Raw genomic sequence first — 20,446 nt, 5'->3', positions numbered from 1 at the left:
AATAAAGCTAAAGAGAAAATTATTTTGTCCTTAGAACGATTAGATTGCAGTTAAATTTATTTGTGAGGTGGAGAGAGTGCAATTGCAGGTTACGAATAGTCCTTTTAGCCAGGAGCAGGTAGATTTACTGAACCAGCTCCTGCCGACATTAACAGAAAATCAGAAAATTTGGTTAAGCGGATATTTAGCTTCCCAGGCAGCTTCGGGTGCTGCGCCGGCAGCAGCTGAAGCGCCAGCTGTCCAGGAAGCAGCTGTACCCCAGACATCCCAGGCAGACGAGGCTTCCAAAGAAGTGACCATTTTATTTGGCTCCCAGACCGGTAACGGTCAAATGATTGCAGAAGACAGCTCAAGAAGACTGAAAGATCAGGGCTACAATGTAACTGTAAGTTCGATGGACGATTTTAAGACGAAAAACATGAAAAAGGTGGGAAACCTATTAGTCATCGTAAGTACGCATGGAGAAGGGGATCCTCCGGATAACGCTATTTCCTTCCATGAGTTTCTGAACGGGCGTAAGGCTCCGAAACTCGAAGATGCACGTTTTTCCGTACTTGCGCTTGGAGACACCTCCTACGAATATTTCTGCCAGACAGGCAAGGATTTTGATCAGCGGCTAGAAGAGCTTGGAGGCACCCGTCTGTATCCAAGAGTAGACTGCGATGTTGATTTTGACGACGACGCCGAAGAATGGATCCAGGGTGTTCTTTCGAGCCTGAATGAGCTCCAGGAAGAAACGGTGCAGACGGCAGCAGCCCCTGCAGGAGCGGCCGCGCCAGCTGCCCCTGCCACGGAACAGCCGGCATATTCAAGAACTAATCCGTTCCGGGCGGAAATATTGGAAAATATTAATTTAAATGGCCGGGGCTCAGCAAAGGAAACCCGTCATGTAGAGCTTTCACTTGAAGGGTCAGGCCTGACTTTTGAGCCTGGGGACAGCCTCGGCATGTTCCCGGAAAATGATCCGCTTCTGGTTGACCAGCTGATTCGCGAAATGGACTGGAATCCGGAAGAAACAGTAGTATTAAACAAGCAGGGTGATATCCGGTCGCTTCGTGAAGCACTCCTCTCTCATTTTGAAATTACGGTTTTAACGAAACCGCTGCTTGAAAAAATGAGCAAGCTGACAAACAACGAAAAACTCCCGGAGCTTTTGGAAACAGAACAGGCGGATGACCTGCGCTCATACCTTGAAGGGCGTGACCTTCTGGATCTGTTGAAGGACTATGGGCCATGGCAGGGAGGAGCTGCAGACGTGGTCGGTAATTTAAGGAAAATACCGCCGCGCCTGTACTCGATTGCAAGCAGCCCATCCGCCAATCCTGATGAAGTGCATTTAACCGTAGGGGCTGTCCGCTACGATGCGCATGGCAGACCACGTACAGGTGTCTGCTCCGGACAGTGTGCAGAACGTACGGAACCGGGAGATACGCTGCCTATTTATATTCAGCACAACCCGAATTTCAAACTTCCGGATAATCCGTCTGCCCCTGTTATTATGGTAGGGCCGGGTACTGGCATTGCACCTTTCCGTTCATTTGTTGAAGAACGTGAAGAAGTGGAAGCGGACGGAAAATCATGGCTGTTCTTCGGAGACCAGCATTTCCGGACGGACTTTTTGTATCAGACTGAATGGCAGCAATGGCTTGACGAGGGCTCGTTATCAAAAATGGATGTAGCCTTTTCACGGGATAACGAAGAAAAGGTATATGTCCAGCACCGGATTCTCGAAAATAGCGGAGAAGTTTATCAATGGCTGCAGGACGGGGCGTTTCTGTACATCTGTGGAGATGAAAAACGGATGGCCCATGACGTTCATGAAGCCCTGGTGACGGTGCTTGAAAAAGAAGGAAATATGACACATGAAGAAGCTGAATCGTACATGCTCGATCTGCAGCAGCAAAAACGCTACCAGCGTGATGTATATTAATAACTACCGGGGAGGAACCAAACGCATATGTCAGAATACAGCAGCTTAAAAAACATTCAGGATGCCCCGTTAGATGGAATGGAGCACTTGAAAAAAGACAGTAACTTCTTACGCGGTACGCTTGTTAAAACGATGGCAAACCCTATTACTGCGAGCATTCCTGAAGCAGATGGAAAGCTGATGAAGTTTCACGGCAGCTACATGCAGGACGACCGGGACCTGCGCAACGAACGCCGCCAGCAAAAGCTTGAACCAGCCTATCAGTTTATGCTCCGTGTCCGCCTGCCGGCCGGCGTTATTACGCCGGAGCAGTGGCTCACAATGGATGAAGTGTCGCATAAATACGGAAATGGTACTCTCCGGCTGACTACACGCCAGACGTTTCAAATGCACGGGATTCTCAAATGGAATATGAAAAAAAATCTGCAGGAAATTAATGCAGCCATGATGGACTCCATCGCCGCCTGTGGGGACGTGAACAGAAACGTTATGTGCAATGTGAACCCGAATCAATCCGATGTGCACGGGGAAGTTTATGAGTATTCCAAACAAATTAGCGACCATCTGCTGCCGCGCACAACGGCTTACCATGAAATATGGCTTGATGAAGAGAAAGTAGCAGACAGCAAAGAAGAAGTGGAGCCCATTTACGGCGAAACGTATCTCCCAAGAAAATTCAAGATCGGGGTGGCTGTTCCGCCGTCCAACGATATTGACGTTTTCTCCCAGGACATCGGCTACATTGCCATTGTGGAAAACGGGGAGCTGCAGGGTTTTAACGTATCAGTCGGCGGCGGCATGGGAATGACGCACGGAGAGCCGGATACTTATCCGCAGCTTGGACGCGTTATTGGCTATGTGCCAAAAGATGAAGCGGTAAATACAGCGGAAAAACTGCTGACGATTCAGCGCGATTACGGCAACCGCTCCAACCGGAAAAACGCTCGTTTCAAATATACGATTGACCGCTACGGGGTCGAATGGCTGAAAAGCGAATTAAATGAACGGCTCGGCTATGAAATAGAGGCTGCCCGTCCGTATGAATTTGAAAGCAACGGAGACGAATATGGATGGATCAAAGGCAACGATGGTAAGTGGCACTTTACTCTCTTTATTGAAAATGGACGAATCAAGGATGAAGAAAATTATCAATTGATGACCGGACTGCGGGAAATAGCCAAAATTCATACCGGCGACTTTCGGATGACGCCGAACCAGAACGTGGTCATATCCGATATTACAAGCTATAAAAAACGACAGATCAGCAAATTGATCGAGGATTACGGTCTGACAGACGGAAAGCATTATTCCGCTCTCCGCCGCAATTCCATGGCCTGTGTTTCCTTTCCGACCTGTGGACTCGCCATGGCGGAAGCAGAGCGCTATCTTCCGTCTATGGTCGATAAACTTGAAGTAATGCTTGAAGAGCAGGGCCTGCGGGATGAGGATATTATTATCCGTATGACGGGCTGTCCAAATGGATGTGCCCGTTCAGCGCTCGGAGAGATCGGCTTTATCGGAAAAGCACCCGGAAAATACAATATGTATCTAGGTGCAAGCTTTACCGGCGACCGCCTGAGCAAGCTTTACCGGGAAAACATCGGGGAAGAGGAAATTTTAAGTGAACTTGAACCGATGATTGCCCGTTTTGCGAAGGAGCGTCACGAGGGAGAGCACTTTGGGGACTTTGTCATCCGTGCAGACTACGTTAAAGCAACTACAGACGGAATAAATTTTCATGACTGATAACAACGGGGGCGCGCTTAGGCGGCTCCCGTTTTTCTATGAATATAAAAGGAATATTTTTTCTTCAGTGCTTTTTTTCAGGGTTGTATCCTGTTTCCATGTGCCATAAGATGAAATATAGTGCGTTAAAACAATTATACGCAAGGTAATAGAACTATGCAGGAGGCCGTCATGAGTATAAGAATACGAACCGTAGAAGCAGAAGACATTCCCAGTCTAGCAGCAGTCATGCAGACTTATATTGTGGATCATTACGAGCATCCGGATCCCGGCATCAGCAAATTAAAAACGTTAATCAAAAAGCTTTTGGCCCAGCCGGAAATCGGCATCCAGTTTATTGTGGAACATTACGGCGACTTGATCGGTTTTGCTACCTTATATCAGACATTCAGCACCCTTCAGGTTAAAAAAACAGCGATTTTAAACGATCTGTATATTTCTCCCGAATTCCAGGGGCAGCATTACGGGAAAGAGCTTCTCGAATTTGTCCTTTCTTACGTGCAGTCGGAGGATTTTGCCGGCATGGTGCTTGAAACAGACCGGACCAACAAAAAAGCACGGAGACTTTACGAATCGCTCGGCGGAGCTAAAAGCGCATGGACGCATTACGAGTGGGAATTTTAAATAAAGCAAAACATTTTACTCTGATAAAGTTTGAGCAGACTAAAGGATCTATGCTAAAATCTTCTTTGTGCGTTTAATTTACATAGTTGTACGTAAACGATAAAAGAAGAGAAACGAGGGAAACAAAGTGGAGTACGCAGTTATAGTTTCAGTCCTGGTATTGATTGTACTCAGCCTCTTCCGGCTGAATGTCATTCTGGCACTGATGGGAGCAGCAGTGGCGGCAGGACTGCTGGCCGGCCTGTCATTCACTGATACCATTGAAATGCTCGTATCCGGCATGGGCGGGAGGGCTGACACCGCTCTCAGCTACATTCTGCTCGGTGTTTTTGCAGTTATGATTGGCTATTCGGGTATTACAGGATTTTTAGTGACGAATCTGGTAAAGCTGTTAAAAAATAAACGGGCTGCTTTGCTTCTGACAATTGCAGGAGTGGCATGTTTATCACAAAACCTTATTCCGGTACATATTGCTTTTATTCCAATACTTATACCGCCGCTTCTGCATTTGTTTGATCATATGAAAATCAACCGGCGGGCCGTAGCCGTGAGTTTGACCTTCGGCTTAAAGGCGCCGTATATCCTGATTCCTGCAGGATACGGGTTAATTTTTCACGATATTATTTTTGAAAGCATGAACGAAAATGGCATGGATATTGATTTCGGTCAGATCTGGCAGGCAATGATTATTCCAGTAGGCGGAATGGTGGTCGGTCTGCTGATAGCTGTGTTCGTGACGTACCGCAAAGACAAAGAAATGAACACCGGAAGCATAGATGTTACGGAAGCAGAAGCTTCCCTGAAGGATACGAAAAAATTTCAGCTGTCGCACCTGTTAACGCTGATAGCGATTGTATTGGCGCTATTAGTACAGGTATGGACAGAGTCCCTGGTGATTGGTGCATTGATGGGTATTGCAGCTATGTTTATCTTCCGGATCGTTCCGGTGAAAGAGGCCGACCAGACGGTGAACGATGGAGTTCGCATGATGGGAATGATCGCCTTTGTGATGCTGCTTGCTTCCGGATATGCAACTGTGCTGCAGGAGACCGGAGCAGTAGAGCAGTTAGTGGCAGTTACATCGGACGTTCTTGGAGGCAGCCAGATGCTCGGGGCTTTGGTGATGCTTTTAACTGGACTGCTGATTACCATGGGTATTGGCTCTTCATTCGGGACGATTCCGATTCTTGCGGCGTTGTTTGTGCCACTGAGTGCCACGCTCGGCTTCTCTCCGCTTGCCACTGCAGCTTTAATTGGCACCGCGGGGGCGATTGGGGATGCAGGCTCACCGGCTTCTGACAGTACGCTCGGGCCAACTGCAGGCTTAAATGCCGATGGACGCCATGATCATATATGGGACACATGTGTACCGACATTTCTACACTTCAACATTCCGTTGTTTATCTGCGGGTTGGCTGCAGCGTTTCTTCTGTAGCATCACCGCAGCAAATGGATTGCAAAATTAGTCCAAAACAGGTAAAGTAAAACATGAATAAATAATGTATGTTTTATATGAACGATAGAAATTTTTAGACAATAGGGCTGAAAATAAGTCGTTACACTGCCAGGAAATGAACCCCGGGAGTCGTCTCTGGCGACTCCCTGTAAAATTTAATACACAGTAAATGATGCAGGATCGTTAGACAGTTGAGCTAAACGGTAAGCTACAAAGGATATTTTTCCTCTGTGGCTTTTTTTATGCTTTTATAAGCCTGCGTTTCTTCTGTGAAGACCGCGCAAGAGCAAAAGCAAAACAAAATGAGGTTTGGAAGAAAAGGAGAAGAATGTGATGTCAGAAATAAAGGAAGTACAATCAGCGATAGCTGGATATATTGGAAAGGTTTTGAGGGAAAGCTTTGGAAAAGGTCCGATCTCAGTACATACTACGTGGGCTCCGCCTTATTTTTGTGTCCATATCCGTGATTTTTTGGTACCGATGGAACAAATTTTAATCCAAAAAAATGAGGGCAGGAAAGTGGAAGAATTGAGAGAGATGCTGATGAGCGTTCTTTATGCAGATATAAAATCAGAACTCGAAGCGGTCACAGGGAAGGAAATACTTGATATTTATACAAACTGGAATCTCGATCAACGCTCTGGAGTAATTTTCGGTACAGTTGATGCGCCTGCGGAATCCGGGATCGTGGAAAAGTGGCAGGAAGAGTTAAACAGCGTCGTAAAAAAAGCAGGAGAAAACAAAGAAGGTCTGTCTGCTTCGGTAAATACAAAACCTTTAAATCACCGTGTAGTGCTGATTGAACGAACCAATGTATTGACCCCGGTAGAACGCCAGCTTCTTGAAGAAGGATATGCAGAGAAAGTGGAAGAAGCAAAAACCTCCCTCGTAAAAGGTATCATTGAAGAAACAGATTTACTGACACGGATGCCGCGGGAAGTGATCGATCCATTTATTATCTGGGACGTGGATAAAGACATTAATTATTTAATATTTGTCTGCAGCAGCAAGGAGTCTGAAACAAAATAAAGCCGCTCTTTTGATTAAAAGAGCGGCACTGGTATTAAAGGGAAGTAGGCTTTACGACAATTTCATCTTTTTGGGCAGCGTATTCATGATACAAATGCTTTAAAGGGTGTTTAGTGTTTGGCTGCCAGGGTTTTTCCGGGCCGGTAAAATGAATAACAGCCGGCTTTTCGGCAGCGCTCATCACCTTTTTCCCCTGACGGGTATCAGGCACAGCCTTCAAAAACATATCGGTCATTGTATTCCATTTAGGATGAAGCTCAAACCAATGATTGTAAAGCACAGCGTTTAAGCCGTCCTGATCGTGATAAAGCATCCGGCTCTCATGCTTTTGGATAAACTGTACGACCTGATCGGTCACCTGGTGTTTTTTCCAATTCGGCACGTGAATCATCATGACACCGGAATTGAAATATTTAGCTTCCGGCGGCATGAACAAATCGTCGTTACGGTAAAATCCGCCGAAGTTTTCTGCTGCAGCAATAACCTGGCGCCGCAAAGGAATCTTCCATAAAATTGTAATGTCTTCCTGAATGATAGTATCGCAGTCGATATACAATACTTTGTCTGCATCCGTAAACAAGTACGGTATGGACAACCGGTAATAGGCAGCATTGGTAATATGATAAGAATATTTGTGATTCGCCTGAAAAAGGTTTTTATATTTGTTTGTGTCGATGGCGTGAAACACGACACGGGATTTAAAATGGGCTCCGAGCTGCTCGAGCATTTGCTTTTGATAGCTGCTCCAGCCGGTTTCAATAATGTGAAATTCGATTCTCTCCGGCATCGTAGTGTTCGTGAGCAGAGAGGTAAAAGAAACGGCTGTGTGTTCTGCATAGTTGGCGTCAGCTACAGTCGTAACAATATAGGGAGAATAATAAGACATAACAAGCACTCCTTCGTGGGGTAATAGTAATAATCTGTTTTAGTCACAGAAGCACCCGGTGCATGCCTGGAACTAAAAAGAATCAGCTGTCAGGCTTTTTCTTTTCAGCTTATGATTAGCTCCCAATGGTCTAACTCATTGCTGCTGAAGCAGGTTTTATTCACTTTTAAAAACAGCATAAAAATATGCAGGTAACTATACATATATCCTTCATGCATCTTTTTGAAACAAAATGATAGCGAATGAATAAAAAATAAGCTTTTGGAACTAGGGTTAAAGCAGGTGGAATGGAAGATGTCTAAAAGAAGATGGCAAAAAGCATGTATCAGAGGAATGGCTGCATGTTAAAGTGAAGGAGAACAGAATAAGGAAGGGGACAAAATAATGGAAATGAGTGAAGTCACCGCCAAGCTGATAGAAGCAAAAAACAGGAAGCGAGCTACTTATCAGGATCTAGCTGAAGCTGTGGGCCGCAATAAAACCTGGGTTGCTGCTGTTATTCAGGGACAGGCATCAATGGACGAAAAAGAAGCAGACGCGCTCATTAACTACCTCGAAGTTCCTTATGAAGAAATCAAGCATGAACTGATGGCTGTACCTTACAAAGGTTCTTTAAGTGAAGGTGTTCCAACAGACCCGCTTATTTACCGTTTTCACGAAATTACTCAGGTATACGGAACGACATTAAAGGAAATCATTCATGAGGAGTTTGGTGATGGTATTATGAGCGCCATCGATTTTAAAATGGATGTAGAACGCGAGGAAGACCCAAAAGGAGACCGGGTGGTTGTCACATTGAACGGCAAATTTCTACCATATACTAAGTGGTAAACGAGTAAATACAATAGAGCCGCCTTTCCATCAAAATGGTAAGGCGGCTCTATATTTATAAAGCTTATAAGTAGATTAATCTATTACAGTTACTTCCACGCTTCGGCGGCCGAAGGAATAAGCTTCGGACTTGCTTGGAACGTGAACGTCAATACGGTTTCCGTTTATCGCTCCGCCGGTATCCGCTGCGGTATAAGTACCCATACCTTCAATTTGTACTTCAGAGCCAAGTGGAATAACGTCAGGGTCTACAGCGATTACTTTCGCATAGCGGTTGGTATTTAGGTTTACACCGGTAGCTGTAATACCGCTGCAGCCTGCGCAGTCTGCTGTATAAGCAGTGGCTTCGACTGTCATGGACTCTCCGCCGGAGGTATCTTCAGAACTGCTGCTTTCGGAAGTGGAGGCAGATTCTACTGCTTCATTATCACTGTCGTCTGCTTCAGAGCTTTCTTCAACATCGTTTTCACTTGAGCTGCCGGAGCTTTCTCCGTACAGCGCTGCTTTTGTATTTGGCCCGATGATGCCGTCGACCGTAAGACCTTCATCAGCCTGAAAATCACGTACAGCTGCTGCAGTAATCGAACCAAAAATCCCGTCTACTTCATAATCGTAATATCCTTTATCATCGAGTACAGATTGGGCTTCGGATACAGAGTCATTGGAGTCCCCCTGGACTAGCAGGCTGTCTGATGCGTCACTTACCGCTGGTGCTGCAAAAGCTAGAGCTGTACCAAGAACTGCGCCGCCGATCCAATGTGAAGCTTTCGTAGATTTCATCATGGTTGAAAAATTCCTCCTCGGAGAGTATAAAAATTTTTTTATTTAGTAAGCATTAAGGGTGAATGGACATAAACGAATTAGTATAGGATGCGTATATTTTGAAATAACCTATCGCACGTTTGTAAATTTAACTCGCAGGAGAAGAACTTTCAAGCGAATAGGACGAATGTAATGCAAACGTAACAAGATTAAGCTTTATGAAATATATGAGAAATTATGTGTAATATTTATAAAAAGCTTATAAATAAAGGGTTTCAGGGCAATTGAACTTAAGATTTCAGTGAAAAAATGAATGTAATATTACAAATGAAAAACGTGAGAAAAATAACCTAATTTTGATTTTTCATGAGGAATGAACTAATCTATAAAAATCAGTAAAGCCAAAATATGCTGCAGAAGAAAAAAGGGACAGGGCGGAGAGAAAACACTCCGGCAGTACAACAAAAAACCCCCTGAATCATCAGGAGGCCTGCAGAAAGCTATGTGGAAAAACATAAATCGTGAGAAATTAGTTGTGCGTCAGTCGTTGCTTAAATGCTGATAAAGAGTGATTTTAAGTAAATCTGTCAGGACAGTCAGAGGGATATTTGACATCGACCATCCTTTTTCCATGGCTTTTTCCTTTGTTCTGTTCCAAATATTGTCGTCTTCGGCAACATCGATGAAATCATGGCCGGCAAATGTAATTTTAATATTATGGTAGCTTGTCACCTGCTTACTCAAGGTTTTATGCCGGGTAGCCTCGATCAGGCCTCCATCGGTGAGCAGATACATATAATAATCGGTTTCTTCGTTTTTAGATGTGAGGCTGAATCCGGGCTTTTGCTCTTTCAGATCAATCAAAAGCTTCCTGATTGATTCCATGTCTCTTTCCATAACCATTTTATCTTCCACCTTTTTTATACTTACTGAAATTATAATATTGGGACTGGCTTAAATGCCAGAAAAGATTTACGTACCCGGGTGCTTTGATAAGAAATATTGTCATACGCACCTGTTAAAAAAGAAGCCGGGAAACGCCGGCTTCTTTTTCCGAATGCTTATTGCCAGACGTCTTCGGCAAGAGAAACAACGTGGCGAACTTTCGCCCATTGCTCTTCTTCAGTGAGGATATTGCCTTCTTCGGTAGAAGCAAAGCCGCATTGAGGGCTTAAACCAAGTTGTTCAAGTGGTACATATTTTTCTGCTTCCTGCAGTCTGGATTTAATTAAATCCGTATCCTCAAGTTCAGGGAATTTTGAAGTGATTAAACCGAGAACTACCTGAAGATCGCTGCGGTTCACATACTTTAAAGGCTCAAAGCCTCCGGAGCGCTCGTCATCAAATTCCAGCAGGAGGGCGTCGACGTTTAATTTACTGAACATATATTCTGAAACGGCGTCGTAGCTGCCGCTGGATGCATAGGTGGACTTGTAGTTGCCGCGGCAGACATGCATATATATCCGCATATCTTCAGGTTTATCAGCGATCGCTTCATTGACAGTGTTTACAAACATTTCCAGCGTTTCTTTCGGGTCCAGGCCTCGTGCTTCAAGCAGGCCGCCGGAAAGTACGAGGTCCTTATCCTTTTCAGCTCCGAGAAATAAAGACCAGGTTGTATCATCAAACTGAAGGTGGCGGCAGCCAGCCTTGTAAAGAGCCTGTATCGTATCCTTGTACACCTGCACGAGGTCTGAAAACAGCTCAGCTTCCGACTGATAGACATTTTTTTCTTCTTCGGTTACAGTCCGGAAAATAAACATGCTCGGACTTGGAACTGTCACGCGGGCGGCGTGCTCCCCTTTCAGGCTGTGCAGAAATTCGTACTCGCGGACAACAGGGTGGTCGCTGAAGGCTAATTTATTAACAACTTTAACCCCCTCGGCTTTTGTTTCCGTATTGTCGCTGAATACAAGCCCATGGTCCAATTTAATAAATTCTGCCCCTTCGACCTCCTGCATAAAATCGAGATGGAACCATGCGCGGCGGAATTCACCATCTGTTACGACCGGAAGACCAGCTTCTTTTTGTTTTTCAACAAGAGCAGCAATTTCTTCATTTTCAATGTCCCATAGCGCCCCGGCGCTTAACTCTCCCTCTGTGTACTGCTGGCGGGCTTTTTTGAGTCGCTCCGGACGGAGAAAGCTTCCTACGTGTTCTGCGCGAAACGGTGCTTTTGTCAAACCATCCACTCCTCTGTAATATGTAATGAGTCAAAAATACCTGTATATTTTGCCTACTAATAGTATATGGAAGCCGATGATGTTTTGTCTACAGAAACCGTTGGAAGCAGAGCGTACTTCCAGGAAAATGAAAAACGGTAGTAACTTCTTTCTTAGCAGGCAGGCTAAGGACGCCGCTGAAAGACAATCACCGGCTCCCCGAGGTCGTTTGTGTGACAAACAGTCTTGTAAGCGGAAAATAAACGGTAAAGGCCGTTAAAGCCTTTCAATTTGATTACAAACGCAATATCTTTCATACTCAACTTTTCTCCAGTGAGAGCGTAAATCGTTTTTTTCGGCCGGAAGCTGTTGTCCATTTTGTCAGCGGTCTGCTTATCGATTTGCTGAAAAATGAGAATAGCTTTGAGCTGGCGTGCAAATTCGCCTTCTGCCTTCATGGCAGGGGCTTTTTTCTTTCGCGCCCGGTTTAGCGCGGACGGTTTTTCTACGAGGGTCATTATAAAATTCCTCCTGACAATAGTTTGCTGCTTTTCTTTCCATACCCCGAAAGCTGCCTCATTCAACCCAGCCGTTTATAGCGTTTTGAAGGAAGTTTATGAGAATAGAAAACCGTGAATAAAATAATCATCTCCAGCAGAAAGAAGGAACGGCCTGTGATTGAAATATTGATTGAACATGTACCGAGTACACTGCTGCATCTGCTGACCGGCGCGGCAGTAATGTATATATTTTACGGAAATCCGGATTTAATTGTTTCACAACGCTTGAAGGTGATGGCATTCGGTGTGATGGTGATTGTGCCTGATATCCCGAAGCTGTTTGGTAATTATATTTTTCATACGCTGCTGACGGTGCCATTTATTGCGGCAGCGTTCGCTCCGGTTGTCCGCCACGTGCTCGGGGGAGGATTCCCAAAAGCCTGGACAGCTTCATTTTTTACGCTGGCCGTCGGCTCCATGCTGATTGACTTTCTGGGAAACGGTACTCAGTTTTTATTCCCAATAACCTCGAAGAATTTTTCTTACCCTCTGCTTTATCAGGAATGGTGGGTAATCGTACCGCTTGCGGGTGTCCTGGGGACGCTGGCTGTATGTGGAAAAAGAAATATTTCGCCCCGGCAGACATAAAAAATACATGAAAACCTCTTCAATTCCAATGAATATATTAGTAAACTTATAGTATATTTAGACTAGGAATTCTATTTAAAAGAAAAGAGGATGTCATGCGAAAATTGTATTATGGATTGACGTGCGGGATTTTCCTTTTGAGTGGCTGCAGCAGCGCCGGGGAAAATGAAAATTCTGAGACACAGAATGAAGCCTCGGAGGCGCAGAATGAAAATTCAGAAGCACAGACAGAAGAAGATTCCAAAAATCAGAAGCAGGAAGATGAAAGCATTACGATTGGCGCGGCGGGAGACGTTTTGCTGCACGGGCGTGTATATAAAAGAATGGAAGAAGACGGGGAGTACGATTTCACTCCGGCGCTGAAGGCAGTTGCTCCGATGCTTGAAGAACCGGATTACACGATTGTGAACCAGGAATCAATACCCGGCGGCGAGGAGCTTGGTTTATCGGCTTATCCTTCCTTTAACAGTCCATATGCAATTGTAGACGACCTTCAGGATGCCGGAGTGGACATGCTCTCCGGAGCCAATAACCATACGCTTGACCGTGGAATGGAGGCTGTAAACAATGCGATTAATCATTATGAGCAGACAGGTATGGATTACGTAGGAGTCTATAAGGACGAGGAAGATGCAGAGCGGCAGCGTATTGTAAATGTGAAGGACGTAGACATGGGGGTGCTTTCCTATACATACGGGCTGAACGGCATCGAGGTGCCGGAGGGGCATGAATATGTCGTGCAGAAAATTGATAAAGAACAAATACAGGAAGATGTCGAAGCGATGAGAGATGACGCGGACATCGTAGTCGTCAATATGCACTGGGGAAATGAATACGAGCGCCTGCCCAATGAAGAACAAAAAGAGCTGGCCCAATTTCTTGCAGACCAGGAAGTGGACGTAGTTATTGGTCATCACCCTCACGTGCTTCAGCCGATGGAATGGGTGGAGGGTGAAGAAGGAAATGAAACGCTTGTTTATTATTCTCTCGGCAATTTCTACTCCGGTCAGGATCAGGAATATACCGATACAGGCGGTATTGCTACATTCGATGTGGAAAAAGACGGCGAAGACGTGAAGATTACAGAGCCTAACGTTGATTTTACCCAGGTTGTACCGGGCCCTGAGGATCAGTACACAGTGAAGCCGATGGCCGAAGCAGACCACCCTGCTGAAGGTGGTGAAACCGAAGAGGATCTGCGCGAGCATGTGTATCAATGGATCGAAGCAAACGATTAAAATACTAACCGTCTGAAACTGGGCGGGAATGCATAAATAATTTCATTTACTGTATTAAGATATTAAAAGACCTCTAATTTTAAATCAGAGGTCTTTATTTTTATGCGCCAAACCCATTAATGAACGGGTTGGAATCCATTTCGGCTTCGATATCGGTGAAGGGGCCGTGGCCGCAGGCTACTATTGTATTTTCCGGGAGTTCAAGCAGCTGCTCGTGAATAGAGGCTAGCAGAGTATCCATGTCGCCTCCGTAAAGGTCAGTACGTCCAACACCACCTGAAAACAATACATCGCCGGAGAAGACTGTGTTGGTTTCTTTATGCCAATAGGAAACACTTCCCGGCGAATGGCCCGGTGTATGAAGCCATTGGAATTCAAAGCTGCCGAATTGAAGCGTTCCTTCGGACTGCAGAAGGTGATCCGCGGGCTTTGCAGTAAACGCAGCCTCCGGCATCATGCGTCCGGAGCCGTTTTTTTGGGCGTCCCCAGGCCAGTCCCTTTCATGCTCATGAAGATAAACAGGGATATTGTAGGCTTCCCGCACGGCATCAAGCGCACCGATATGATCAAAATGGGCGTGTGTTAACAGAATGACTACAGGACGCATCTCGTTTTCCTGAAGATAGGTGAGCAGTTTATCGGCATCCCCGGCCGGATCAATAATTACGGCGTTTTTATCATTATCGTACAGAACATAGCAGTTTGTCTGCAGTGGTCCCAGTGGAAGCTGTTTCCAGTTCATAGTTTCCCTCCAATTTTTATGCTGGTTTTAGTATAAACAATATTACAGTGAGAAGAAATGATTGATCCAAAGTGATAAACGAATGATGCAGTACAATTTATCGGAAATGTTCGGGTTAATTTTTTTTTCAGCATTGGTTTTTATCTGAATTAGTGATAGAATATGAGCAAATAAAGATGTACATATAATGCGCGGATGATGGTAAGGGGAGAGACTGCCAGGCAGCGCCGAAGGAGCAAGCCGTAACAGGTGAATCTCTCAGGCAAACAGACTCTTACTGGACGCTCCTCTGGAGAGCGCTTCTTTTAGAAGCCACCCACGAAGACACTCTTTCCGTACAACGGAAAGGAGAAACTTTCTGGTTATAGGACAGAGCTTCCATATCTTATGGAGTTCTGTCTTTTTTATGCTTTTTCCTGTTTTGATTTTTCAGAAAATAATGATGAGGTGATTTTCTTGGCAGAATTAAAACGAACACCCCTGTATCCGGTATATGAAAAACACGGAGCAAAAACCGTCGATTTTGGCGGATGGGAAATGGCTGTTCAGTTTTCCGGCATCAAAGACGAACACGAGGCGGTTCGTACAAAGGCTGGTCTGTTCGACGTTTCCCATATGGGCGAGGCGGTCGTAGAAGGAGAGGGTGCTGCTGAATTTCTGCAGTATATGCTCACAAACAACATAAAAAATGCAGAACCCGGAAAAGCACTTTATACCGCCATGTGTTATGAAGATGGAGGTACGGTTGACGATCTGCTCGTGTACCAGCTCGAAAAAGAAAAATACATGCTCGTTTTGAACGCAGCTAACATTGAAAAAGATCTGGCATGGCTTCGCCGCCACGTAACGAAAAACGTAAGTATTACCGATATTTCGGAAGAAACAGCACTAATCGCTGTACAGGGCCCGGTGGCAGAAACGGTGCTGCAGAAAGTAACTGATGCTTCTCTTGCAGAGATTCTGCCATTTCGGTTTGCTGCCGGTGCTTCAGTCGGAGAAGCGGAAAATATTATCATCTCAAGAACCGGCTATACCGGAGAAGACGGCTTTGAATTATACTGCCGGGCTGAAGAGGCCATCCGCTGCTGGGAGACGATCATGGAAGCAGGAGAATCCGAAGGACTCATTCCATGCGGTCTCGGCGCGAGAGACACCTTGAGGTTTGAAGCGAAGCTGCCGCTCTACGGCCAGGAGCTGAGCGCAAATATTACTCCGCTTGAAGCAGGCATCGGCTTTTGCGTAAAGCTGAAGCAGGAAGATAATTTCATTGGTAAAGAAGCTTTAAAAAAACAAAAAGAAGCGGGATTAAAACGTAAACTTGTCGGGATCGAAATGGTTGATAAAGCAATTCCGCGCCCGGGTTACATGGTACACAATGATGACGGAGAGGAAATCGGCTGGGTAACTACGGGCACTCAGTCGCCGACGCTGAAAGCAAATGTGGGACTTGCTCTTCTGAATATTGGATGGACGAATCTTGGTCAGGCTGTCGAAGTGGATGTGCGGGGTAAAGCCAAACGCGCAAAAGTGGCAGCTGTGCCCTTTTATAAACGGGAAAAATAAACAGAGGAGGCACCAGAATGGATTATCGCTATCTGCCGGTAACCGGCGAGGATAAAGAAGAAATGCTTAAAACGATCGGTGTGGATTCGATCGGTGAATTGTTTGAGGACGTACCGGAAAATATTCGCTTTTCCAAAGAAATGAATCTGCCGAAAGCTCTTGGCGAAACGGATCTTCTAAAGGAAATGAAGCGCCTCAGTAACAGAAATACCAGCGTGCAGGACTGCGTCTCCTATCTCGGGGCAGGGGTGTACGAGCATTATATACCGACAGTCGTCGATCATGTGCTCCGGCGCTCGGAATTTTACACGGCATATACTCCGTACCAGCCGGAGATTTCGCAGGGCGAGCTGCAGGCAATCTTTGAATTTCAAACGATGATCAGTGAACTTACGGGAATGGATATCGCTAATTCGTCTATGTATGACGGGCCGACAGCGCTCGCAGAAGCAGCACTGATGGCCGCAAGTGAAAACAGGGGGAGGCGCCGTACCATCGTCGTCTCTGGAACGGTTCACCCTGAAGCGCTCGATGTATTGAACACATACGCTGCCGGGCCCGGACTTACAGTGAAAATCGTTCCCGAAAAGGACGGGCATACGGACATGGCTAAGCTTGAAGACATGATTGATGCTGATACCGCAGGAGTGATTGTGCAGTACCCAAACTTTTACGGTACTATTGAAGATTTAGCTGCTGTAAGGCAGGCAGCCGATAAAGAAAACTCGCTGATGATTGTGTCGGCAAATCCCCTTGCGCTCGGCGTCCTGACGCCGCCGGGAAGTTTCGGAGCGGATATTGTGGCAGGAGACGCTCAGCCGCTTGGTATTCCAATGCAGTTTGGCGGACCGCACTGCGGATTTTTTGCCACCACTAAAAAGCATATTCGGAAGGTCCCCGGGCGTCTTGTCGGACAGACGGAGGATGAAGACGGAAGCCGGGGTTATGTACTGACGCTGCAGGCAAGAGAGCAGCATATCCGCCGGGATAAAGCGACATCCAACATTTGTTCAAACCAGGCTCTGAACGCGCTGGCTGCTTCTGTCGCAATGACGGCTCTCGGTAAAAAAGGGCTGAAGGAAACGGCAGAAAGAAATGTTAAAAGTGCTCATTTCTTTAAACAGCTGCTCAAACAAAAAGGCATTGAGCTTGTCCATGAGGCACCATCGTTTAATGAATTTGTGGTTGACCTCGGCCGTCCAGTGGCAGAAGTGAATGAACAGCTATTCAGGCAGGGGATCATCGGCGGGTATGATTTAGGTGAAGTGTCGGCGGATAAAAAAGGCCAGATGCTCGTATGTGTGACTGAACTTCGCACAAGAGAGCAGATGGAAACCTTTGCCAAACATTTGGAGGTGCTTGTACATGAAACAGCCTAACCAGCCGTTAATTTTCGAACAAAGCAAACCAGGGAGGGTAGCGTATTCCCTTCCTGAGACAAATATACCTGAACAAAGCCTGAGCGATATTTTGCCCGGGGCTAATATCCGGGAAGAAGAGCCGGCACTGCCGGAAGTATCTGAACTGCAGTTGATGAGACATTATACGGCGCTTTCGAATCGAAATTACGGAGTGGATTCGGGCTTTTACCCGCTCGGGTCCTGCACGATGAAATACAATCCGAAAATCAATGAAGAAACGGCCCGCATGGCCGGTTTTGCCGCGACGCATCCGTACCAGCCGGAAGCACAGGTGCAGGGGAATCTCGAAATGATGTACGACCTGCAGCAGGCGCTTGCTGAAATAACCGGTATGGATGAAGTGACGCTGCAGCCGGCGGCCGGTGCCCAGGGAGAGTGGACCGGTTTGATGCTGATCCGGGCGCTTCACGAAGCGAACGGAGAAACGGGACGCACGGAAGTAATCGTGCCCGACTCTGCGCACGGAACGAACCCTGCTTCAGCAACGGTGGCAGGATTCGATCATGTAACGGTCCGGACCGATGCACGCGGCCTGGTGGACCTTGAGCATTTAAAAGAAGTAACGAGCGAAAAAACGGCTGCCCTCATGCTCACGAACCCGAATACACTCGGTTTATTTGAGGAAGATATTATGGAAATGGCCGATACGGTCCATCAGGCTGGCGGCCGGCTCTATTATGACGGGGCGAACTCCAATGCTATTATGGGCATCACAAGACCCGGGGACATGGGATTTGATGTCGTTCACCTGAACCTGCATAAAACATTCACGGGCCCTCACGGAGGCGGTGGGCCCGGCAGCGGGCCGGTTGGCGTAAAAAAAGAGCTGATCCCTTATCTGCCGGGGCCGGTGCTTGCAAAAGAAAATGATAAGTACTACTGGGATAAAGACCGTCCGCATTCCATCGGCCGCGTCAAGCCGTATTACGGTAACTTTGGCATTAACGTACGTGCCTACACGTATATCCGTACGATGGGAGCAGAGGGACTCAAAAGAGTATCAGAGTATGCTGTATTAAACGCCAATTATCTAATGAGACGGCTTGAGCCGTATTTTGACCTCCCATACGGCCGTCACTGCAAGCACGAATTTGTGATTTCGGGCCGCCGCCAGAAGAAGCTCGGCGTACGTACGCTCGATATGGCTAAACGCCTGCTTGATTATGGTTACCATCCGCCGACCATTTATTTTCCGATCAACGTCGAAGAGTGCATGATGATCGAGCCGACGGAAACCGAAGCGAAAGAAACGCTTGATGCGTTCGCAGACGCCATGATCGGGATTGCCAGAGAAGCAGAGGAAGACCCGGAAATGGTGCAGGAGGCGCCTCACACTACCGTAGTCGGAAGGCTGGACGAGACGCTGGCAGCACGTAAGCCAGTGCTGACATATAATACTGAAACGTCGCTCAAGTCCATGAAATAAATAAATCGATGAGGTTTGCGGACTTCAAAGATATAAAAAAAGGAAGAGCATGCCAGCTCTTCCTTTTAATTATGCGCTTTTTTTCTTTTTGCTGATCTTACCTGTCCAACGCTTGAATCCGCCTTTCAGGTGATAGATATCCCGGTTTCCCTTATGCTTTTTGATCAATTTTGCAGCTTGCTTTGAACGCATGCCGGATTGGCAGTATAAATAAACAGGCTGGTCTTCCCGGATCTCCACCATCCGCTGCTTCATCTGGGAAACAGGAATGTTCCGGGCCCCGAGGATGTGGCCGCCGTCATATTCTTTCGGCTCACGCACATCGATAAGCTGGGCTTTGCGATAGCCTTTAATAAAATCTTCCTGTGGTAATGCAGTTAAGTCTTTCGGGCCGACAAACCGTCGTACAATAAGAAAAACTAATACCGCAATAAGCACTATCCATAACCATTCAAATATCATATATATTATTTCACCTCTTTCCGGGTCGATTGCAGATTAATTATAACGCATAACCCTGGTACTTTGCTAGATTTCTAATTAACGGGCTGTCATTTTTATATATAGAAAGCAGTGATCTCTGCTACAATGGAAATGGAAAAATCGAGAAAGAGAGATGAACATTAATGGCAAAAGATACTTGGCTTTTTATAGATTCAGGCAATCAGTCACCAGCCTATAACATGGCGCTCGATGAAAAATTGCTGCAATGGCACAGCGAAGGACAGATTCCGCCGGTAATCAGATTTTACGGTTGGAATCCGCCTACGCTTTCGGTCGGTTACTTCCAAAAGGCGAAGAAAGATATTGATATGGATGCAGTGGAAAAGCACGGCGTAGGTTTTGTGCGCCGGCCGACGGGAGGTCGGGCGGTTTTGCATGATCAGGAGCTGACCTACAGCATCATCGTTTCAGAAGATCATCCCGAAATGCCGGAAACGGTGACAGAAGCCTACCGCGTACTGTCGGAAGGGATTCTGCAGGGATTTTTAAAGCTCGGCCTGGATGCTTATTTTTCCGTGCCGAAAACGAAGGAAGAAGAGGATTCTTTGAAAAATCCCCGTTCGGCTAATTGTTTTGATGCCTCATCGTGGTATGAGCTGGTGGTGGAGGACCGGAAAATTGCGGGGAGTGCCCAGACGAGACAGCGCGGCGTTATCCTTCAGCACGGTTCGATTATTTTGGATCTTGATGAGGATAAATTGTTCGATTTGTTTAAATATCCGAGCGAGCGCGTGCGGGAAAGAATGCAGAAAACCTTTAAAAATAAAGCTGTAGCAATTAATGAGCTGACGGATACGCCATTTACCCTTGGCGATCTGCGCGAAGCATTTAAGGAAGGATTTGCCGACGGTCTGAATGCCGGGCTTGAAGAATATGAGCTGACCACCGTCCAGGAACAAGAGGTGCAGCAGCTGGCCGCAGAGCGCTACCAGTCAGAGGAATGGAATTTCAGGCGCTGATACAGTGCATAAATCACGG

At 46.3% G+C, this 20,446-nt stretch carries 19 protein-coding genes and 2 riboswitches; of the genes, 12 read left to right on the top strand and 7 right to left on the bottom strand.

Going from position 1 to position 20,446, the window contains the following annotated elements:
* Positions 1–76 precede the first annotated feature (76 nt).
* The 5 genes from ACTRXG_RS01745 (at position 77) to ACTRXG_RS01725 (ending at position 6,785) form a co-directional block, all read left to right on the top strand.
* On the top strand, positions 77–1,930 hold the full coding sequence (locus tag ACTRXG_RS01745; RefSeq protein WP_474283843.1) for an assimilatory sulfite reductase (NADPH) flavoprotein subunit: 1,854 nt from the start codon (positions 77–79) through the stop codon (positions 1,928–1,930).
* Between the two features lie 27 nt (positions 1,931–1,957).
* On the top strand, positions 1,958–3,676 hold the full coding sequence (gene cysI, locus ACTRXG_RS01740) for an assimilatory sulfite reductase (NADPH) hemoprotein subunit (protein WP_474283841.1): 1,719 nt from the start codon (positions 1,958–1,960) through the stop codon (positions 3,674–3,676).
* A 171-nt stretch (positions 3,677–3,847) separates the two neighbouring features.
* Positions 3,848–4,300, top strand: coding sequence for an N-acetyltransferase family protein (locus ACTRXG_RS01735; RefSeq protein ID WP_474261818.1), 453 nt, complete (start codon positions 3,848–3,850; stop codon positions 4,298–4,300).
* A gap of 127 nt (positions 4,301–4,427) precedes the next feature.
* The gene (locus ACTRXG_RS01730; RefSeq protein WP_474261819.1) at positions 4,428–5,735 is read left to right on the top strand and encodes a Na+/H+ antiporter family protein; all 1,308 of its coding nucleotides are present in this window, start codon (positions 4,428–4,430) and stop codon (positions 5,733–5,735) included.
* Positions 5,736–6,089: 354 nt separating this feature from the next.
* Positions 6,090–6,785 (top strand): Na-translocating system protein MpsC family protein, encoded by a 696-nt coding sequence (locus ACTRXG_RS01725; RefSeq protein ID WP_474279635.1) that lies wholly within the window; start codon positions 6,090–6,092, stop codon positions 6,783–6,785.
* Positions 6,786–6,819: 34 nt separating this feature from the next.
* Here ACTRXG_RS01725 and ACTRXG_RS01720 read toward each other — a convergent pair whose 3' ends face one another.
* Positions 6,820–7,671 carry a glycosyltransferase family 8 protein gene (locus ACTRXG_RS01720; protein ID WP_474283839.1) on the bottom strand — a complete coding sequence of 284 codons (852 nt, stop codon included), beginning with the start codon at positions 7,669–7,671 and terminating at the stop codon, positions 6,820–6,822.
* A gap of 384 nt (positions 7,672–8,055) precedes the next feature.
* On the opposite strand from ACTRXG_RS01720, the gene cynS reads away from it, so the two are divergent.
* Entirely contained in the window at positions 8,056–8,502 is a 447-nt protein-coding gene (gene cynS / locus ACTRXG_RS01715; protein ID WP_462867746.1) for a cyanase, read from the top strand.
* 75 nt (positions 8,503–8,577) lie between these two features.
* Here the strand turns inward: cynS and ACTRXG_RS01710 are convergent, their stop codons facing one another.
* The 4 genes from ACTRXG_RS01710 to ACTRXG_RS01695 form a co-directional block, all read right to left on the bottom strand.
* The gene (locus ACTRXG_RS01710) at positions 8,578–9,285 is read right to left on the bottom strand and encodes a 3D domain-containing protein (RefSeq protein WP_474283837.1); all 708 of its coding nucleotides are present in this window, start codon (positions 9,283–9,285) and stop codon (positions 8,578–8,580) included.
* Between the two features lie 519 nt (positions 9,286–9,804).
* Entirely contained in the window at positions 9,805–10,167 is a 363-nt protein-coding gene (locus tag ACTRXG_RS01705; protein ID WP_474282454.1) for a DUF2513 domain-containing protein, read from the bottom strand.
* 158 nt (positions 10,168–10,325) lie between these two features.
* Positions 10,326–11,456: a 5-methyltetrahydropteroyltriglutamate--homocysteine S-methyltransferase gene (locus tag ACTRXG_RS01700; protein ID WP_474283835.1), complete on the bottom strand. Its 1,131-nt coding sequence runs from the start codon at positions 11,454–11,456 to the stop codon at positions 10,326–10,328.
* A gap of 155 nt (positions 11,457–11,611) precedes the next feature.
* On the bottom strand, positions 11,612–11,944 hold the full coding sequence (locus tag ACTRXG_RS01695) for a hypothetical protein (RefSeq protein ID WP_474283833.1): 333 nt from the start codon (positions 11,942–11,944) through the stop codon (positions 11,612–11,614).
* A 156-nt stretch (positions 11,945–12,100) separates the two neighbouring features.
* Here ACTRXG_RS01695 and ACTRXG_RS01690 point away from each other — a divergent pair, with 156 nt between their 5' ends.
* Together ACTRXG_RS01690 and ACTRXG_RS01685 are read left to right on the top strand one after the other, a co-directional pair.
* The gene (locus ACTRXG_RS01690; protein ID WP_474282460.1) at positions 12,101–12,574 is read left to right on the top strand and encodes a hypothetical protein; all 474 of its coding nucleotides are present in this window, start codon (positions 12,101–12,103) and stop codon (positions 12,572–12,574) included.
* A 95-nt stretch (positions 12,575–12,669) separates the two neighbouring features.
* Entirely contained in the window at positions 12,670–13,812 is a 1,143-nt protein-coding gene (locus ACTRXG_RS01685) for a CapA family protein (RefSeq protein WP_474283831.1), read from the top strand.
* A gap of 100 nt (positions 13,813–13,912) precedes the next feature.
* Here ACTRXG_RS01685 and ACTRXG_RS01680 read toward each other — a convergent pair whose 3' ends face one another.
* On the bottom strand, positions 13,913–14,554 hold the full coding sequence (locus tag ACTRXG_RS01680) for an MBL fold metallo-hydrolase (RefSeq protein ID WP_474261826.1): 642 nt from the start codon (positions 14,552–14,554) through the stop codon (positions 13,913–13,915).
* Positions 14,555–14,749: 195 nt separating this feature from the next.
* Positions 14,750–14,838, top strand: a riboswitch (glycine riboswitch).
* A gap of 3 nt (positions 14,839–14,841) precedes the next feature.
* A riboswitch (glycine riboswitch) is annotated at positions 14,842–14,929 on the top strand.
* Positions 14,930–15,010: 81 nt separating this feature from the next.
* On the opposite strand from ACTRXG_RS01680, the gene gcvT reads away from it, so the two are divergent.
* Genes gcvT through gcvPB form a run of 3 tightly spaced genes read left to right on the top strand, consistent with a single transcriptional unit; the run spans position 15,011 to position 18,964 of the window.
* Positions 15,011–16,117: a glycine cleavage system aminomethyltransferase GcvT gene (gene gcvT, locus ACTRXG_RS01675; protein ID WP_474283829.1), complete on the top strand. Its 1,107-nt coding sequence runs from the start codon at positions 15,011–15,013 to the stop codon at positions 16,115–16,117.
* Between the two features lie 17 nt (positions 16,118–16,134).
* A complete protein-coding gene (gene gcvPA / locus ACTRXG_RS01670; RefSeq protein ID WP_474283827.1) occupies positions 16,135–17,496 on the top strand; it encodes an aminomethyl-transferring glycine dehydrogenase subunit GcvPA in 1,362 nt (453 codons plus the stop codon).
* Positions 17,483–18,964 carry an aminomethyl-transferring glycine dehydrogenase subunit GcvPB gene (gene gcvPB, locus ACTRXG_RS01665; RefSeq protein WP_474282468.1) on the top strand — a complete coding sequence of 494 codons (1,482 nt, stop codon included), beginning with the start codon at positions 17,483–17,485 and terminating at the stop codon, positions 18,962–18,964. Before gcvPA ends, gcvPB begins: the two co-directional genes overlap by 14 nt.
* A 69-nt stretch (positions 18,965–19,033) precedes the next feature.
* On the opposite strand, the gene ACTRXG_RS01660 is transcribed toward gcvPB, so the two are convergent.
* Positions 19,034–19,426: a rhodanese-like domain-containing protein gene (locus tag ACTRXG_RS01660; RefSeq protein ID WP_474282470.1), complete on the bottom strand. Its 393-nt coding sequence runs from the start codon at positions 19,424–19,426 to the stop codon at positions 19,034–19,036.
* A 164-nt stretch (positions 19,427–19,590) separates the two neighbouring features.
* Between ACTRXG_RS01660 and ACTRXG_RS01655 the strand changes: the two genes are divergently transcribed.
* Positions 19,591–20,427 (top strand): lipoate--protein ligase family protein, encoded by an 837-nt coding sequence (locus ACTRXG_RS01655; RefSeq protein WP_474283825.1) that lies wholly within the window; start codon positions 19,591–19,593, stop codon positions 20,425–20,427.
* The last annotated feature ends 19 nt before the right edge of the window (positions 20,428–20,446 follow it).

This window comes from Marinococcus sp. LNSP9103-4 (genome assembly GCF_056034345.1).
Note: the sequence above shows the minus strand (reverse complement) of the source record. Positions and strands in the feature narration are given on the sequence as shown.

Bases quoted from the DNA above. Each gene is read 5' to 3' on its own strand.
- ACTRXG_RS01660 (WP_474282470.1), bottom strand. From the start codon at position 19,426: ATGATATTTGAATGGTTATGGATAGTGCTTATTGCGGTATTAGTTTTT.
- ACTRXG_RS01725 (WP_474279635.1), top strand. From the start codon at position 6,090: ATGTCAGAAATAAAGGAAGTACAATCAGCGATAGCTGGATATATTGGA.
- ACTRXG_RS01720 (WP_474283839.1), bottom strand. From the start codon at position 7,671: ATGTCTTATTATTCTCCCTATATTGTTACGACTGTAGCTGACGCCAAC.
- gcvPB (WP_474282468.1), top strand. From the start codon at position 17,483: ATGAAACAGCCTAACCAGCCGTTAATTTTCGAACAAAGCAAACCAGGG.
- ACTRXG_RS01705 (WP_474282454.1), bottom strand. From the start codon at position 10,167: ATGGTTATGGAAAGAGACATGGAATCAATCAGGAAGCTTTTGATTGAT.
- ACTRXG_RS01710 (WP_474283837.1), bottom strand. From the start codon at position 9,285: ATGATGAAATCTACGAAAGCTTCACATTGGATCGGCGGCGCAGTTCTT.
- cynS (WP_462867746.1), top strand. From the start codon at position 8,056: ATGGAAATGAGTGAAGTCACCGCCAAGCTGATAGAAGCAAAAAACAGG.
- cysI (WP_474283841.1), top strand. From the start codon at position 1,958: ATGTCAGAATACAGCAGCTTAAAAAACATTCAGGATGCCCCGTTAGAT.
- gcvPA (WP_474283827.1), top strand. From the start codon at position 16,135: ATGGATTATCGCTATCTGCCGGTAACCGGCGAGGATAAAGAAGAAATG.
- ACTRXG_RS01695 (WP_474283833.1), bottom strand. From the start codon at position 11,944: ATGACCCTCGTAGAAAAACCGTCCGCGCTAAACCGGGCGCGAAAGAAA.
- ACTRXG_RS01685 (WP_474283831.1), top strand. From the start codon at position 12,670: ATGCGAAAATTGTATTATGGATTGACGTGCGGGATTTTCCTTTTGAGT.
- ACTRXG_RS01735 (WP_474261818.1), top strand. From the start codon at position 3,848: ATGAGTATAAGAATACGAACCGTAGAAGCAGAAGACATTCCCAGTCTA.
- ACTRXG_RS01655 (WP_474283825.1), top strand. From the start codon at position 19,591: ATGGCAAAAGATACTTGGCTTTTTATAGATTCAGGCAATCAGTCACCA.
- ACTRXG_RS01680 (WP_474261826.1), bottom strand. From the start codon at position 14,554: ATGAACTGGAAACAGCTTCCACTGGGACCACTGCAGACAAACTGCTAT.